This is a genomic window from Enterobacter vonholyi (genome assembly GCF_008364555.1).
Taxonomy (GTDB): Bacteria; Pseudomonadota; Gammaproteobacteria; order Enterobacterales; family Enterobacteriaceae; genus Enterobacter; species Enterobacter vonholyi.
This window is the reverse complement of the sequence record NZ_VTUC01000006.1, coordinates 154,050-170,132: the sequence shown is the minus strand read 5'-3', so window position 1 is coordinate 170,132 and position 16,083 is coordinate 154,050. Positions and strand designations below refer to the sequence as shown.

The 16,083-nt window shown below is 56.1% G+C and carries 14 protein-coding genes; 10 read left to right on the top strand and 4 right to left on the bottom strand.

Going from position 1 to position 16,083, the window contains the following annotated elements:
* Positions 1-25: 25 nt before the first annotated feature.
* The 7 genes from ydgH to tus all read left to right on the top strand — a co-directional run bounded on the left by ydgH (position 26) and on the right by tus (position 7,003).
* A complete protein-coding gene (ydgH, locus tag F0319_RS09565; protein ID WP_111965689.1) occupies positions 26-970 on the top strand; it encodes a DUF1471 family protein YdgH in 945 nt (314 codons plus the stop codon).
* Positions 971-1,156: 186 nt separating this feature from the next.
* On the top strand, positions 1,157-2,539 hold the full coding sequence (locus F0319_RS09560) for an amino acid permease (protein ID WP_115874886.1): 1,383 nt from the start codon (positions 1,157-1,159) through the stop codon (positions 2,537-2,539).
* A 39-nt stretch (positions 2,540-2,578) separates the two neighbouring features.
* Complete coding sequence (folM, locus tag F0319_RS09555; protein ID WP_111965687.1) at positions 2,579-3,301, top strand: dihydromonapterin reductase; 723 nt, start codon at positions 2,579-2,581, stop codon at positions 3,299-3,301.
* A gap of 110 nt (positions 3,302-3,411) precedes the next feature.
* Positions 3,412-4,128 (top strand): two-component system response regulator RstA, encoded by a 717-nt coding sequence (gene rstA / locus F0319_RS09550; RefSeq protein WP_111965768.1) that lies wholly within the window; start codon positions 3,412-3,414, stop codon positions 4,126-4,128.
* A gap of 237 nt (positions 4,129-4,365) precedes the next feature.
* Complete coding sequence (locus F0319_RS09545) at positions 4,366-4,626, top strand: hypothetical protein (protein WP_111965686.1); 261 nt, start codon at positions 4,366-4,368, stop codon at positions 4,624-4,626.
* 75 nt (positions 4,627-4,701) lie between these two features.
* The gene (rstB, locus tag F0319_RS09540) at positions 4,702-6,000 is read left to right on the top strand and encodes a two-component system sensor histidine kinase RstB (RefSeq protein ID WP_111965685.1); all 1,299 of its coding nucleotides are present in this window, start codon (positions 4,702-4,704) and stop codon (positions 5,998-6,000) included.
* Between the two features lie 73 nt (positions 6,001-6,073).
* Positions 6,074-7,003: a DNA replication terminus site-binding protein gene (tus, locus tag F0319_RS09535; protein ID WP_149366766.1), complete on the top strand. Its 930-nt coding sequence runs from the start codon at positions 6,074-6,076 to the stop codon at positions 7,001-7,003.
* Here tus and fumC read toward each other — a convergent pair whose 3' ends face one another.
* Together fumC and fumA are read right to left on the bottom strand one after the other, a co-directional pair.
* Entirely contained in the window at positions 7,004-8,398 is a 1,395-nt protein-coding gene (gene fumC, locus F0319_RS09530) for a class II fumarate hydratase (protein WP_149366765.1), read from the bottom strand.
* 137 nt (positions 8,399-8,535) lie between these two features.
* A complete protein-coding gene (gene fumA, locus F0319_RS09525; RefSeq protein ID WP_024909338.1) occupies positions 8,536-10,182 on the bottom strand; it encodes a class I fumarate hydratase FumA in 1,647 nt (548 codons plus the stop codon).
* Positions 10,183-10,381: 199 nt separating this feature from the next.
* Here fumA and manA point away from each other — a divergent pair, with 199 nt between their 5' ends.
* Together manA and F0319_RS09515 are read left to right on the top strand one after the other, a co-directional pair.
* Positions 10,382-11,557 (top strand): mannose-6-phosphate isomerase, encoded by a 1,176-nt coding sequence (manA, locus tag F0319_RS09520; RefSeq protein WP_149366764.1) that lies wholly within the window; start codon positions 10,382-10,384, stop codon positions 11,555-11,557.
* Between the two features lie 99 nt (positions 11,558-11,656).
* Positions 11,657-13,189 carry a YdgA family protein gene (locus F0319_RS09515; protein WP_149366763.1) on the top strand — a complete coding sequence of 511 codons (1,533 nt, stop codon included), beginning with the start codon at positions 11,657-11,659 and terminating at the stop codon, positions 13,187-13,189.
* A 38-nt stretch (positions 13,190-13,227) separates the two neighbouring features.
* Here the strand turns inward: F0319_RS09515 and F0319_RS09510 are convergent, their stop codons facing one another.
* Positions 13,228-14,082, bottom strand: coding sequence for an alpha/beta fold hydrolase (locus F0319_RS09510; RefSeq protein ID WP_149366762.1), 855 nt, complete (start codon positions 14,080-14,082; stop codon positions 13,228-13,230).
* A 15-nt stretch (positions 14,083-14,097) separates the two neighbouring features.
* Positions 14,098-15,078, bottom strand: a complete 981-nt coding sequence (locus F0319_RS09505; protein ID WP_149366761.1) for an MBL fold metallo-hydrolase — start codon at positions 15,076-15,078, stop codon at positions 14,098-14,100.
* A 108-nt stretch (positions 15,079-15,186) separates the two neighbouring features.
* On the opposite strand from F0319_RS09505, the gene F0319_RS09500 reads away from it, so the two are divergent.
* Complete coding sequence (locus F0319_RS09500) at positions 15,187-16,083, top strand: LysR family transcriptional regulator (protein WP_149366760.1); 897 nt, start codon at positions 15,187-15,189, stop codon at positions 16,081-16,083.

The following is a 16,083-nucleotide window of genomic DNA, read 5'->3' as shown; positions in this document are numbered from 1 at the left end:
TTGCGCAAGGCGAAGGATCATTTTTATGAAGCTTAAGAACACACTCCTGGCGTCCGCACTTCTTTCCGCGACCGCCCTGTCTGCGAATGCCGCAACAGAGTTAACGCCGGAGCAAGCGGCAGCGTTAAAACCTTTTGACCATACGGTCATTGTGGGTCGTTATAATTCTATTGGCGACGCCGTCGCCGCTGCATCAAAAGCTGCTGATAAAAACGGGGCGGCCTCGTTTTATGTCGTTGACCAGTCAGATTACGGCAACAGCGGTAACCTGCGCGTGACCATCGCGCTATTCAAAGACAATGCGCCAAAAGCTGACGCACCGAAAAACCGCGTGATCAACGGTGTTGTTGAACTGCCGAAAGATCAGGCGATTGAGCTGGAACCCTACGACACCGTCACCGTTCAGGGCTTTTACCGCAGCCAGCCTGAAGTGAACGATGCCATCACCAAAGCCGCGAAAGAGAAAGGAGCTTATTCTTTCTACATCGTGCGTCAGGTCGATGCTAACCAGGGTGGCAACCAGCGCATTACCGCGTTCATCTATAAAAAAGATGCGAAAAAACGTGTTCTGCAAAGCCCGGATGCCATCCCGGCGAATTCAGAAGCGGGTCGCGCGGCGATAGCGAAAGGCGGCGAAGCCGCGAAGAAAGTTGAAATTCCTGGCGTCGCAACGACGGCGGCTCCAAGCGCTGAAGTGGGTCGTTTCTTTGAAACGCAGTCCACGAAAGGTGGCCGTTACTCCGTTACGCTGCCGGACGGTACCAAAATTGAAGAGCTGAACAACGCCACTGCTGCGCAGATGGTGCCGTTCGACAGCATCAAATTTACCGGCAACTACGGCAACATGACGGAAGTCTCTTACCAGGTCGCGAAGCGTGCGGCGAAGAAAGGGGCGAAGTACTACCACATCACCCGCCAGTGGCAGGAACGTGGTAACAACGTGACCATCAGCGCCGATCTGTACAAGTAACAAAAGTCGTTTACGAAAGGCGGCGCAATGCCGCCTTTTTTTGTTACTTTTTTTGAATTTCTGCCTCACGTCATTGCATGCTTTCGTTACACTCCGTAAAATCCCGCGCCTTAGTGTGATCCACCATTTTTATGCGCCTGAGCGAAATAATTATTCTGGATTTTGACCTTTCATAACAGGAAGCCAATGGAAAAGAAACTTGGCCTGAGTGCTCTGACTGCACTCGTTTTAAGCTCAATGCTGGGTGCGGGCGTATTCAGTTTGCCGCAAAATATGGCGGCAGTCGCGAGCCCTTCTGCGCTCATCATTGGCTGGGGCATTACGGGTGTCGGAATATTGCTGCTGGCCTTCGCTATGCTGCTGCTCACCCGCATTCGCCCGGATCTGGACGGCGGCATTTTCACCTATGCGCGTGAAGGTTTCGGCGAGCTGATTGGCTTCTGTTCCGCGTGGGGATACTGGCTGTGTGCCGTTATCGCCAACGTCTCCTATCTGGTAATCGTCTTCTCGGCGCTCAGTTTCTTTACCGATACGCCTGAGCTGCGCCTCTTTGGCGACGGAAATACCTGGCAGTCTATTGTGGGCGCCTCGGTGTTATTGTGGTTCGTCCACTGGCTGGTGTTACGTGGCGTACAAACGGCCGCCAGCATCAATCTGGTGGCGACGCTCGCGAAGCTGGTTCCGCTCGGCCTGTTTATCGTTCTGGCCTTCATTGCGTTCCGTATGGACGTGTTTAAGCTTGATTTCAGCGGCGTTGCGCTGGGCGTCCCCGTCTGGGAGCAGGTGAAAAACACGATGCTAATTACCCTGTGGGTGTTCATCGGTGTAGAAGGCGCGGTCGTGGTTTCTGCCCGAGCCCGAAATAAACGCGATGTGGGCCGCGCCACGCTGCTGGCCGTACTCGCTGCGCTCGGGGTCTATCTGCTGGTAACGCTGCTGTCGCTGGGCGTGGTGGCGCGTCCTGAACTGGCTGAAATGCGTAACCCGTCAATGGCAGGGCTGATGGTGAAAATGCTCGGCCCCTGGGGCGACGTGGTGATTGCGGCTGGCCTTATCATATCCGTCTGCGGCGCGTATCTGAGCTGGACCATCATGGCGGCAGAAGTGCCTTTCCTGGCCGCGACGCACAAAGCGTTTCCACGCCTGTTCGCCCGTCAAAACCAAAACAGTGCGCCGTCGGCATCGCTCTGGCTGACCAACATCAGCGTTCAGGTCTGTCTGGTGCTGATCTGGCTCACAGGTTCAGACTATAACACCCTGCTGACCATCGCCTCGGAGATGATTCTGGTACCCTATTTCTTAGTGGGTGCGTATCTGTTAAAAATTGCCACACGCCCGGCGCATTATGTTGTGGGTGTCGGAGCCTGTATTTACGGCCTGTGGTTGTTGTATGCTTCCGGTCCTATGCATCTGCTACTGTCGGTAGTGCTGTACGCACCGGGTCTGCTGGTGTTTATCTATGCCCGCCGCACGCATCAGCTGGAGAATGCGCTGAAACGCCGTGAGATGGCATTGATTGGACTGTTACTGGTTGCTGCCCTACCGGCAACCTGGATGTTAATGGGATAGCATCGCCTTTCCCATTGTTGAACTGTAAAGGAGAATACGATGGGAAATGCACCGCTTCGCCCAATACTGATTACCGGTGGAGGCCGCCGTATCGGCCTCGCCCTCGCCCATCACTTTCTCAACCTTCGCCATCCGGTCATTGTCAGCTACCGTACGGAATACCCGTCGATTGAAGGGTTACGCAAAGCGGGGGCGGTCTGCATTCAGGCTGATTTTTCAACCGATGAAGGCATTCTGGCTTTCGCGGAAACGGTAAAAGCCACCACGACGGGGCTGCGCGCCGTGATCCATAACGCCAGCGCATGGCGTGCCGAAAAACCCGGTACGTCACTTAGCGAAACGCTCTCCTCCATGCTGCAGATCCACGTCAATGCCCCTTATCTGCTTAACCACGCTCTGCAGGACCTGCTGCGCGGCCACGGGCACGCTGCGGGCGACATCATTCACTTCACCGATTATGTAGTGGAGCGCGGCAGCGACAAGCACATCGCCTACGCGGCCAGTAAAGCCGCGCTGGATAACATGACCCGCTCGTTTGCCCGCAAGCTCGCCCCGGAGGTGAAGGTGAACGCCATCGCCCCGGCGATGATTTTGTTTAACGAAAACGATGATGCAGAGTATCGCCAGCAGGCGCTGAATAAGTCGCTCATGAAAATCGCCCCCGGCGAGAAAGAGGTCATCGACCTCGTGGATTACCTGCTCACCAGCTGCTACGTCACCGGCAGAACCTTTGCCGTGGACGGTGGCCGACCGCTGCGCTAGTGAAAGCGAATAACAGCCAGAATTACGGAACCGGCGTTAATTTTGAAAGATTAATGGAAGGTTAAGGTTTCGCGGTGTATGTTGGCTTTTTTCACGAAAACAGACGCTGTATGAATAAGATTGTTTATGTTGAAGACGAACCCGAAGTCGGGCAGCTGATCGCCGCCTATCTGGGTAAACATGATATGGACGTCATTGTTGAACCTCGCGGCGATCGTGCCGAAGAGGTGGTCGTCCGTGAAAACCCGGATCTGGTGCTGCTGGATATCATGTTGCCAGGCAAAGACGGCATGACGCTCTGCCGTGACCTGCGCTCCCGTTGGGAGGGCCCTATTGTCCTGCTCACCTCGCTGGACAGCGATATGAACCACATTTTGTCGCTGGAGATGGGTGCCAATGACTACATTCTGAAAACCACACCGCCTGCCGTCCTGCTCGCTCGCCTGCGCCTCCATTTACGCCAGCACGCCAGCATCGAACGCGAAGCACCGGCGCCGTCTCTGACGCCGCACAAAGCGATGCGCTTCGGGACGCTGTCTATTGATCCGATTAATCGTCAGGTGCTGCTCTCTGGCGAACTTATCGCCCTTTCTACCGCAGATTTTGACCTGCTGTGGGAGCTGGCAACGCATGCCGGACAGATTATGGACCGTGACGCGCTGCTGAAAAACCTGCGTGGCGTGAGCTATGACGGAATGGACCGCAGCGTTGACGTGGCGATTTCGCGTCTGCGCAAAAAACTGCAGGATAACGCCACCGAGCCCTACCGCATTAAAACCGTGCGTAATAAGGGTTATCTGTTTGCCCCACATGCATGGGAAACCTGAGAAGATAACCTGACAGAAATGAAGGCATTGCGCGATGATGCCTTCTCTTTCGTACGTTTATTTTTACGTTTGCGCAACAATTTACTTGCTAAGCACGCGAACTATTCCATAATTACCTTCTCGACTCTCCTTTCTTCAGCTCGCCCCGCTCTTGCGATCGTTTTACTCATTTTCGCCGTGAAGCTTTCACGACATCTCTCCAATAAATCTTGAAATGAGGATTTAAGCCCATGACATATGTATAGCTACGGTCAGGTAGAAGCGATAAAAACCAATCTTGAGTGGATTGTTAATCAGGCAACCCTTAACCACGTCACCCCCTCAAGAACCGATCAAAAAGCGCTCTTTGACCTGCTGGAACTCATCCAGTCTTACGAAATACTGCTGGACCTCATCAGCGAATACGGGACGGATGTGATTGATACGCATATTGCTGAAGGACTGGCGATGACCGAAAAACTCATCGCCAAGGTAAAAAACAGCGCGAAAGCCATATAACACGCTCGACAGACGTGAAAAACTCGAAGGGTTTTCATGTATATTCTGCACATAGTGTTTTTGCGGTGAGATCCAATGAAAAAGCTGTTTGTGCAGTTTTATCTTTTACTGTTTGTCTGCTTCCTGGTGATGACCATGCTGGTCGGGCTGGTTTATAAATTTACCGCCGAACGTGCGGGCAGGCAGTCGCTGGACGATCTGATGAAAAGCTCGCTCTATCTGATGCGCAGCGAGCTAAGAGAGATCCCGCCACACGACTGGGCGAAAACCCTGAAAGAGCTGGATCTGAATCTGTCATTCGATTTACGCATCGAGCCGTTGAAAGATTTCGATCTGGACCCGCCTGCCATGCAACGTCTGCGCGACGGGGACATCGTCGCGCTGGATGAGAAATACACCTTTATCCAGCGTATTCCTCGCAGCCATTACGTGCTTGCCGTCGGGCCGGTGCCCTATCTCTATTATCTGCACCAGATGCGTCTGCTGGACATGGCGCTGATGGCCTTTATCGCCATTTCGCTCGCGTTTCCGGTCTTTATCTGGATGCGCCCCCACTGGCAGGACATGCTGAAACTGGAATCCGCCGCGCAGCGTTTTGGCGAAGGGCATTTCACCGAACGCATTCACTTCGACAGCGGTTCCAGCTTTGAACGCCTTGGCGTGGCCTTTAACCAGATGGCCGATAACATTAATGCCCTGATAGCCAGTAAGAAGCAGCTGATCGACGGGATTGCACATGAACTGCGCACGCCGCTGGTTCGCCTGCGCTATCGTCTGGAGATGAGCGAGAATCTGACGGAAGCGGAGTCTCAGGCCCTGAACCGCGATATTGGCCAACTCGAAGCGCTGATTGAAGAGCTGCTGACCTACGCGCGCCTCGATCGCCCGCAAAACGAACTGAACCTCAGCACGCCGGATCTGCCCGCGTGGCTGCAAACCCATATTGACGATGTTCAGAGCGTAAACCCGCAGCGCACGCTGTTGACGCGCGTCACGCCGGGTGATTACGGCGCGCTTGATATGCGCCTGATGGAGCGCGTTCTGGACAACCTGATGAATAACGCCATGCGCTACAGCGAAAGTACGCTGCAAATTGGGCTGGATTTGCAGGGAAACCAGGCCAGCCTGACTGTAGAGGATGACGGACCGGGGATTGCCCCGGAAGCACGCGAAACCGTGTTTGAACCGTTTGTCCGCCTCGATCCCAGCCGCGATCGCGCCACCGGAGGATGTGGCCTGGGGCTGGCAATTGTCTACTCTATCGCCCAGGCCATGGGCGGTACGGTGCATTGCGAGGAGAGCGAGCTCGGCGGCGCGCGCTTCTGCTTTAACTGGCCGGTGTACCATAACATCGCCCTTCCCGTCCCTGCCTGACTTCAAGCGCACGCTGGCCTGACCCGGCGTGCTGTGCTATATGATAAGTATGTTGTAACTAATGAGAGTGTATATGGCGACCTACGATCTCATCGAACGGCTGAACAGCACGTTTCGGGAAATAGAACACGAGCTGCTAACCCTGACAGAACGTTTGCAGACCTGCCGCCTGCTGGCCGCGCGCGTCTTCACCCTGCCCGAGGTGGTCAAAGGGGCCGAGCACGATCCGCTGGATACCATCGACGTGAAGCAGCACATCGGCAATGCCGCACTGGAGCTGGCGATGAAGCACTATCGCCATCTTTTTATCCAGCAGCAGTCTGAACAGCGCAGCAGCAAGGCGGCGGTGCGGCTGCCCGGCGTGATCTGCCTGCAAACCGATGCCGCAGCGCGCGAAGCGCTGGAAAGCCAGATTACCCATATCAACAGCCTGAAAGCGGCATTTGAGAAAATCGTTACCGAAGAGTCGGGCCTGGCCCCCGCCGCCCGGTTTGAGTGGGTGCACCGTCAGCTTCCGGGGTTAATTACCCTGAATGCCTATCGCACGCTGACGGTACTGCGTCATCCCGCCACGCTGCGCTTCGGCTGGGCGAATAAGCACATCATTAAAAACTTCACCCGGGATGAAATTCTGGCGCAGCTGGAAAAAAGCCTGAAGACGCCGCGCACCGTCGCGCCGTGGTCGCGTGAGCAGTGGATTGAGCGCCTCGAACAGGAGTACCACAGCATCGCCTCGCTGCCGGCGGATACGCGCCTCAAAATTAAGCGCCCGGTGAAGGTTCAGCCTATCGCCCGCGTCTGGTATTCCGGCCAGCAAAAACAGGTGCAGTATGCCTGCCCAACGCCGCTGATTGCGCTCTATGATGACGATCGGGGGGCCATAGTGCCGGATATTGGTGAATTGCTGAATTACGATGCTGAAAATGTCCAGCACCGTTACCGACCTCAGGCGCAGCCGCTTCAGCTGATTATTCCGCGGCTGCACCTGTACGTAGCGAGGTAATTATTTCAGGCTGCCAACCATCGCCTCGGGACGTACCCAAGCATCGAACTCCGCCTCCGTCAGATAGCCCAGCGCCAGGGCGGAGGCTTTCAGCGTCAGCCCCTCCTTATGCGCTTTTTTGGCGATCTCGGCGGCTTTGTCGTAGCCAATATGGGTATTGAGCGCGGTCACCAGCATCAGCGATTCGTTCAACAGCTGGCTGATGCGCTCGCGGTTTGGCTCGATCCCCACCGCGCAGTGTTCATTAAAGCTCTCCATGCCGTCCGCCAGCAGACGAATCGATTGCAGAACGTTGTGGATCACCATCGGGCGATAGACGTTCAGCTCGAAGTTGCCGGATGCACCGCCCAGGTTAACGGCCACATCGTTGCCCAACACCTGGCAGCAGAGCATGGTCATGGCTTCGCACTGGGTCGGGTTGACTTTACCCGGCATGATGGAGCTGCCCGGCTCGTTTTCCGGAATGCTGATTTCACCGATGCCGCAGCGCGGGCCCGAGGCCAGCCAGCGCACGTCGTTGGCGATTTTCATCAGCGATGCCGCCAGCCCTTTCAGCGCGCCGTGGATGTGGACCAGCGCATCGCAGGTCGCCAGCGCCTCGAACTTGTTGGGCGCCGTGACGAACGGCTGCCCGGTTATGTTTGCCAGCTCCTCCGCCACGCGCACCGCATACTCCGGATGGGTGTTCAACCCGGTCCCAACCGCCGTCCCGCCGAGCGCCAGCTCCGCCAGATGCGGCAGGCTGTTCTGAATATGCTTCAGATTGTGTTCCAGCATCGCCACCCAGCCGGAAATCTCCTGGCCGAGCGTCAGCGGCGTGGCGTCCTGCAGGTGCGTACGGCCAATTTTGACGATGTCGCGGAAGGCCTGCGCCTTCTCGTTGAGCGTAGACTTCAGGACGTTGAGCTGCGGGATAAGCTGCTCGCGGATAGCAATCACCGCCGCCACGTGCATGGCCGTCGGGAAGACGTCGTTAGAACTCTGGCTCTTGTTGACGTCATCGTTCGGGTGAACCTTACGCTCCATCCCGCGCACGCCGCCCAGCAGTTCGCTTGCCCGGTTCGCCAGCACTTCGTTCATGTTCATGTTGCTCTGGGTGCCGGAACCGGTCTGCCAGATAGCGAGGGGAAATTCATCGGGATGCTTGCCCGCCAGCACTTCGTCGGCGGCGTTGATGATGGCGGTCGCTTTGTCTGCCGTCAGCAGGCCTAAATCCTGGTTCACTTTCGCGGCCGCGCGTTTGGTGAGCGCCAGCGCCTGAATCAGCGAGACGGGCATTTTTTCAGTCGAGATACGGAAATGCTCCAGCGAACGCTGGGTTTGCGCGCCCCATAGCTTGTCGGCCGGGACGTCGATGGCGCCCATCGAGTCTTTCTCATGGCGTACCGTGGTCATTACTTTCTCCTTGATAACAAAAGAGGGATAGCTCACATGCTTAAGGGATAAGTATTGATGACTTCTGAGAAACGTTATGGCGCTTTGTGCGCTCTTTTTGGTGTCGGGTGGCGACTACGCCACCCGGTTTTTTCAATTTACTTCACACACGCCGAACACTGGGACGACTGGATCTGCTTGAAGAAATCGTTGCCTTTGTCATCCACGAGGATGAACGCCGGGAAATCTTCCACCTCAATTTTCCAGATCGCTTCCATACCCAGTTCCGGGTATTCCACGCACTCCAGGCTCTTGATGCTGCCCTGCGCCAGAACCGCAGCCGGGCCGCCGATGCTGCCGAGGTAGAAGCCGCCGTGCTTGTGGCAGGCGTCCGTCACCTGCTGGCTGCGGTTGCCTTTCGCGAGCATGATCATGCTGCCGCCGTTGGCCTGCAGCTGGTCAACGTACGAGTCCATACGGCCCGCCGTGGTTGGGCCTAACGAGCCAGAGGCGTAGCCTTCAGGCGTTTTCGCCGGGCCGGCGTAGTAGATCGGGTGATCTTTAATGTACTGCGGCAGCCCTTCGCCGTTGTCCAGGCGCTCTTTCAGCTTCGCGTGCGCGATGTCGCGGCCCACGATGATCGTGCCGTTCAGGGAGAGACGGGTCGAGACCGGATACTGCGAAAGTTGCGCCAGAATCTCTTTCATCGGACGGTTCAGGTCAACGCGGACCGCTTCCCCCTCGCCCGCTTTGCGCAGCTCTTCCGGAATGTATTTGCCCGGATTGTTTTCCAGTTTTTCGATCCATACGCCTTCGCGGTTGATCTTCGCCTTGATGTTGCGATCAGCAGAGCAGGAGACGCCCATCCCGACCGGACAGGAAGCACCGTGACGTGGCAGACGGATCACGCGCACGTCGTGGGCAAAGTATTTGCCGCCAAACTGCGCGCCAAGACCCAGGTTACGCGCTTCTTCCAGAAGCTCCTGCTCAAGCTGAACGTCGCGGAACGCCTGACCGTGCTCGTTACCTTCGGTTGGCAGGCCGTCGTAGTATTTGGTTGAGGCCAGCTTCACGGTCTTCAGCGTGCTTTCAGCCGACGTGCCGCCAATCACAAACGCGATATGGTACGGCGGGCACGCCGCGGTGCCGAGGGTGCGCATCTTCTCAACCAGGTAGTTCTTCAGCTTACCCGGGGTGAGCAGCGCTTTGGTTTCCTGATAGAGATAGGTTTTGTTGGCCGAACCACCGCCTTTGGCGATACAGAGGAATTTGTACTCGTCCCCGTCGACGCTGTAGAGGTCAATCTGTGCAGGCAGGTTGGTGCCGGTGTTGACCTCTTTATACATGTCCAGCGCCGCGTTTTGCGAATAGCGCAGGTTGTCTTCGGTGTAGGTGTTATAAACGCCGTGTGCCAGCGCCGCTTCGTCACCGCCGCCGGTCCAGACGCGCTGCCCTTTTTTACCGACGATGATCGCCGTGCCGGTATCCTGACAGGTTGGCAGAATGCCTTTCGCCGCGATATCGGAGTTACGCAGGAACTGCAGGGCAACGTACTTATCGTTTTCGCTGGCTTCCGGGTCGCTCAGAATATCGGCCACCTGCTGCTGATGCGCAGGACGGAGCATAAACGAGGCGTCGTGAAAAGCGTGCTGCGCCAGCAGCGTCAGCGCCTGCGGATCCACCTTGAGGATCTCTTGTCCTTCAAATTCAGAGACGGAGACGTGATCGCGGGTTAACAGGTAATACTCGGTCTGATCCTTACTGAGGGGGAAAGGATCCTGATAATGGAAGGGTTTATTCGACATTGGTCTCTCACTTACTGCTTCGGTCTGTTTATTCAGGGCAGATGTTCCGCTGCCCGGCTTAAAAGCGAGTCAGCTTATCCTACACAATTTTTTAACAAAAACTGAGACTAGTACGACTTTTTACATCCACAGGTTACTTCCATGAGGTTTATTGCTTTAATACCCGGAGTTAATTCCACCTTTGAATCAGGGCTTGATAATGCAAAAACTCATTAACTCAGTGCAAAACTACGCCTGGGGAAGTAAAACTGCGTTAACGGATCTCTACGGTATCGCGAACCCAAACAACCTGCCGATGGCGGAACTGTGGATGGGTGCGCACCCGAAGAGCAGCTCAAAAATTGAAGACGCCAGCGGCCAGGTACGCAGCCTGCGCGATGTGATTAATGCCGATAAAGCCGCGCTGCTGGGTGACAAAGTCGCTCAGCGCTTTGGCGAACTGCCGTTCCTGTTTAAAGTTTTGTGCGCTGACCAGCCGCTCTCCATCCAGGTTCATCCGAACAAGAAAGCCTCAGAAATCGGGTTTGCGAAAGAGAACGCGGCAGGTATTCCGTTAGATGCTGCCGAGCGTAACTACAAAGATCCTAACCACAAGCCGGAACTGGTGTTCGCGCTAACGCCTTTCCTTGCGATGAACGCGTTCCGCGAGTTTTCAGAAATTATCTCCCTGCTGCAGCCGGTCGCGGGTGCCCATAAAGCCATCGCGCATTTCCTTGAAAACCCGAACGCCGATGCGCTGAGCCAGCTGTTTGCCAGCCTGCTGAATATGCAGGATGAAGAGAAAAGCCACGCCCTGGCGGTGCTGAAAGCCGCTCTGGACAGCCAGCAAGGTGAACCGTGGGAGACCATCCGTCTGATTTCCGAATTCTATCCGGACGACAGCGGCCTGTTCTCCCCTCTGCTGCTGAACGTGGTGAAGCTGAATCCGGGTGAAGCAATGTTCCTCTTCGCGGAAACCCCGCACGCCTACCTGCAGGGCGTGGCGCTGGAGGTGATGGCCAACTCCGATAACGTGCTGCGCGCGGGCCTGACGCCGAAATACATCGACATCCCTGAGCTGGTAGCCAACGTGAAGTTCGTGGCGAAACCTGCCGCGGAGCTGCTGACCCAGCCGGTGAAAAACGGTGCAGAGCTGGACTTCCCGATTCCGGTTGAAGATTTTGCCTTTTCCCTGCACGACCTGAGCCAGGCCGAAACCACCATCGCGCAGGAGAGCGCGGCGATCCTGTTCTGCGTGGAAGGCGAAGCGACGCTGCACAAAGGCGAACAGCGTCTGGTGCTTAAGCCCGGTGAGTCAGCATTCGTTGCAGCCAATGAGTCTCCGGTCAGCGTAAGCGGCACCGGTCGCCTGGCGCGTGTTTTCAATAAGCTTTAACCACTTACTGAATTTTTTAACAACTCTTGCTAAGCTAGTTGCAGGCTTAATATCTCCAGGCGGTTTTTACCGCCTGGTTTCATTTTAGGGATAGTCGCAATGAAAAAATCGGTCGTAGCGGTTGGAGTGATTGTAGCGTTAGGCGTGGTCTGGACGGGTGCCTCCTGGTTTACCGGGAAACAGCTGGAAGGCCGTCTGGCTGAGATGGTGGCGCAGGCTAACGGAGAGATTAAGCGCAGCGCGCCGGAGGCGGGCCTTGAGCTGAGCTACCAGAACTATCATCGCGGCGTGTTTACCAGCCGCATGCAGCTGGTAGTGAAGCCGGTTGCCGGTGCTGCAAACGGCTGGCTGAAACCGGGCCAGAGCGTGGTGCTGGACGAGGTGGTGAGCCACGGTCCCCTGCCGCTGGCGCAGCTGAAATCCTTTAACCTGATCCCGTCGATGGCGTCCGTTCATACCGTGCTGGTGAATAACGACGTCACCAAACCGCTTTTTGACCTGGCGAAGAATGAATCGCCTTTCGACATTAATACCCGCATTAGCTATTCCGGTGACACGAGTTCCGATATTGCTCTGAAAGCGCTGAACTACGAGAAAGAGAATGAGAAAGTCGCCTTCAGCGGCGGTCACTTCAAACTCGATGCTGACCGCGATGGAAACGTGTTCTCCCTGACGGGTGAAGCGGAAAGCGGCCTGGTCAACGCAGTGAACGAATATAACCAAAAAGTTCAGCTCACCTTCAATAACCTGAAAGCAGACGGCAACAGCCGCATGACCGATTTCCAGGAGCGTATCGGCGATCAGAAACTGTCTCTCGACAAAGTCGCCATTGCTGTTGAAGGAAAAGAGATGGCCGTGCTGGAAGGCATGGACGTCAACGGAAAATCCGACGTTTCTAAAGACGGTAAGAGCATCAATACCCAGCTGGATTACACGCTGAAGAGCCTGAAAGTGCAGAATCAGGATCTGGGCACCGGCAAACTGTCGCTGAAGATCGGCAATATCGACGGCCAGGCGTGGCACGAGTTTAGCCAGAAATACAGCAAAGAGAGCCAGGCGCTGCTGACCGATGCCGCGCTGCAGCAGAACCCGGAAGTCTACCAGCAGCAGGCGATGGCGGTGCTGTTCAACAACCTGCCGATCCTGCTGAAAGGCGAGCCGGTGGTCACCGTTGCGCCGCTGAGCTGGAAAAACAGCAAAGGCGAAACCAGCTTCAACCTGTCGCTGTTCCTGAAAGATCCGGCCACCGCCACGGGTGAACCGCAGACGCTGGCGCAGGAAGTGGATCGCAGCGTGAAGTCGCTCGACAGCAAGCTGACCATTCCAATGGATATGGCAACCGAGTTCATGACCCAGATTGCGAAGCTGGAAGGCTACGGCGATGAAGACGCCGGCAAGCTGGCGAACCAGCAGGTGAAAGGCCTGGCGGCAATGGGCCAGATGTTCCGCATCACGAAGGTGGATAACAACACGATTTCCACCAGCCTGCAGTACGCCAACGGCCAGGTCACGCTCAACGGCGACAAAATGCCGCTGGAAGACTTCGTCGGCATGTTTGGTATGCCTGCTCTGGGAATGCCGGAACCGGCTGAACCGGCAGCGCCAGCCGAACCGGCGGCACCGCAGCAGTAAACAGCAAAACCCCTCGCATGAGGGGTTTTTATTGCCCGCTAGCTTTTCCATCCCGCCAGGAAATCCAGCAGAAGCGCGTTCACTTTCTCTGGCTGCTCCTCCTGCGGAAGGTGGCCGCACTCATCGATACCATGCGCCCGCAGGTTCTCCGCCATTTCGGCCCAGACGCTTTCCATATCGAAAAGCTTGCCGACCGCATGAAAATCATTACCCCACAGCGACATTACCGGGCAGGTGATTTTCACCTCAGCGTCTGCCATATCCTGCGCAATATCCTCTGCGTTGGCGCGATAGTCAGCCATAGCGCCTCGCACGGCCCCCGGTGCCTGATACGCCCGAACATAGGTATCAAACGCCTCGCCGCTGATGGTAGACGGATCGTAGGTCCAGTCCGAGAAAAAATGGCGCAGCCAGATATTCTCCCGACCCGCAATCAGCGCTTCCGGCAGGTCTGGCACAAGATGAAACAGAAAGAACCAGTAGGCACGCGCAATCGACGCATTAAGATCGCGCGCCACAATGCGCGTTGGCACGTTATCCATCACCACCATACGATCCACCAGCTCAGGGTAATCTTTTGCAAACCGCGTCGCCACGCGTGCGCCGCGATCGTGCCCCACCAGTACCACTTTCTGTAAGCCAAGCGCACGCATCAGTTCCCGGATGTCCCGCGCCATGTTGCGTTTATCATAGCCAGATGCAGGTTTATCCGTTTCGCCATACCCGCGTAAATCTGGCGCAATCACGCGGTAGTGCCGGGACAATACAGGTATCTGGTAGCGCCAGGCATAGTTTGTTTCAGGGAAACCATGCAGGAGAATAACCGGTGCGCCTTCACCATCTTCGACCACATACTGACGGATACCGTTTGCCGTTACGGTGTAACTTTTCATGTTCATAACCTCATATTATTTCAGCAGAGGCACGTTGGCCGCACGTTGATAAGGACCGTAATTTACCGGGTTCCAGCTAAAACCCTGCTGCCCGGCGGTAATATGCCCGATACCGGGGAATGGCAGATGCGCTGCGGCCATCCACTCACCGTCTTTCGCCAGCGCGTTAAATTCCTGCGTCCGGGACGAGATGGCTTTTTTCGGATCGACATCGAAGCGAATAGACACTTCAGGGTGCGGGAACTGGACGGCAGGCGCATGAATCAAATCCCCAATGAAGTTGATAGCCGTACCCTGCGACGCAAAGCGATAAACGGTACTGCCAGGCGTATGACCAGTGGCATAGGTCGTCTGGACTTCCGGGATCGGCGAAGCTGGCGGGACGAAGGTTTTAAGATGCCCGGTGGCTTTATACGCAGACAGAGCATTCCTGGCGATAGCGAAATACTCCTTCGCGTTAGCCGGAGCGCTCGCTTCTTTTGCAGGGTCAAGCCAGTAGTCGGCCTCCCCCTGCGGTACGTAGACGGTGGCATTGGGGAACAGCGCCTTACCGTCTGCATCGCTCAGGCCGCACACGTGGTCAAGATGCAGGTGGGTCAGGAAAATGGTATCGACCTGCTCAGGACGATACCCTGATGCGTTCATATTGCTGACCAGCTGGCCAGCCGTTTCCGACATGCAGTGGCCGCCCCCGCTGTCAATCATCACCAGGTGTTTACCGGTATTCACCAGGAAGGCGTTGAAGGCAGTAGGCATGCGTTCGGCATCAATTTTGTGTTGAGCCAGCAGTTCGCGAACCTTGTCGCCTGAGAGCCCGTGTAGCAAGGCAGGCGAAAGATCGTTATAGCCGTCGAAAAGCGCCGTCACCTCATATTCCCCGACAGCCAGACGATAATACCCCGGGACCTGCTGTTTCACCTGCGCGGGGGCATCTGCCCATGATGTGCTTGCAAAGAGCAGGCCGCTGAACGCCAGAACCGTTTTCAACTTTTTCATCTTCACTCCAGACTGATATTTTTTCAGGTTGTGAAGAGACTATGGCAGCGTAACGATTAATAATGTAGACATGTACTTTGATAGGTCAGCATAACGAAAAGCGATACAATGAAGCTGGAAGACGTTGAAGTGTTTGTCGAAGCCGTCAAGGCGGGTAGCCTGGCGGGCGCCGCGCGTCGGCTCTCTGTGAGCCCTATGGCGGCGTCACGGTCTCTTAATAATCTTGAGGCGGAACTGGGGGTCAGGCTGGTGCACCGCACCACGCGTTCCCTCTCACCCACCAGCGATGGGGACGTTTTTTTACCCCATGCGCAGGCGCTGCTGGAAGATAAAAATAATGCGCTGGCCGATCTGTTTCCCGAGGGGACGCATCTTACCGGACGCCTGCGCATTACCGCCTCAGCGGGGTTTGGCCGTAAGATCGTTGCTCCCATGCTGACACGGTTTATGCAGCAACATCCCGCTCTGCAGGTTGATTTACTCGCCACCGACGAACAGGTGGATATTGTCGGAAAAGGCATAGACGTGGCGTTACGCATTGCGCCGCTGCGCGACAACCGATTAGTTGCCCATCGCCTGTGTCACAACCCACGGGATCTCTGCGCCAGCGCGGCGTATCTTGCCGCGAATGGCTATCCAAAATCGTTTAACGATCTGGCGGCACATAGCTGTCTGACCACGTCAGATACCGTCCACTGGTCATTCGAACAGGGCGAACAGCGCTACAGGCAAAAGGTGTCGGGTCGATTCTCCGCGAACTCTGTTGAGGCAATTTTCGAAGCCTGCCTTGGAGGGTTGGGCATCGCCAATTTATCTCGCTGGTACGTAGAACCGGCCTTCAGAGAGGGGAAACTCGAGCGGATCGTCCTGGAAGATGCCCGGCCGGAATCGCTGGCCGTTTGGGCGGTTTATCCGACCTCCAGGCTGATCCCGGCAAAAGTACGAAAATTTGTGGAGGCACTGGAAGCCGAACTGTTGCTCAATCCGCTAACGCAACTCACCTGA

Coding starts and splice junctions, on each gene's coding strand:
- ydgH (WP_111965689.1), top strand. CDS start 26: ATGAAGCTTAAGAACACACTCCTGGCGTCCGCACTTCTTTCCGCGACC.
- F0319_RS09560 (WP_115874886.1), top strand. CDS start 1,157: ATGGAAAAGAAACTTGGCCTGAGTGCTCTGACTGCACTCGTTTTAAGC.
- folM (WP_111965687.1), top strand. CDS start 2,579: ATGGGAAATGCACCGCTTCGCCCAATACTGATTACCGGTGGAGGCCGC.
- rstA (WP_111965768.1), top strand. CDS start 3,412: ATGAATAAGATTGTTTATGTTGAAGACGAACCCGAAGTCGGGCAGCTG.
- F0319_RS09545 (WP_111965686.1), top strand. CDS start 4,366: ATGTATAGCTACGGTCAGGTAGAAGCGATAAAAACCAATCTTGAGTGG.
- rstB (WP_111965685.1), top strand. CDS start 4,702: ATGAAAAAGCTGTTTGTGCAGTTTTATCTTTTACTGTTTGTCTGCTTC.
- tus (WP_149366766.1), top strand. CDS start 6,074: ATGGCGACCTACGATCTCATCGAACGGCTGAACAGCACGTTTCGGGAA.
- fumC (WP_149366765.1), bottom strand. CDS start 8,398: ATGACCACGGTACGCCATGAGAAAGACTCGATGGGCGCCATCGACGTC.
- fumA (WP_024909338.1), bottom strand. CDS start 10,182: ATGTCGAATAAACCCTTCCATTATCAGGATCCTTTCCCCCTCAGTAAG.
- manA (WP_149366764.1), top strand. CDS start 10,382: ATGCAAAAACTCATTAACTCAGTGCAAAACTACGCCTGGGGAAGTAAA.
- F0319_RS09515 (WP_149366763.1), top strand. CDS start 11,657: ATGAAAAAATCGGTCGTAGCGGTTGGAGTGATTGTAGCGTTAGGCGTG.
- F0319_RS09510 (WP_149366762.1), bottom strand. CDS start 14,082: ATGAAAAGTTACACCGTAACGGCAAACGGTATCCGTCAGTATGTGGTC.
- F0319_RS09505 (WP_149366761.1), bottom strand. CDS start 15,078: ATGAAAAAGTTGAAAACGGTTCTGGCGTTCAGCGGCCTGCTCTTTGCA.
- F0319_RS09500 (WP_149366760.1), top strand. CDS start 15,187: ATGAAGCTGGAAGACGTTGAAGTGTTTGTCGAAGCCGTCAAGGCGGGT.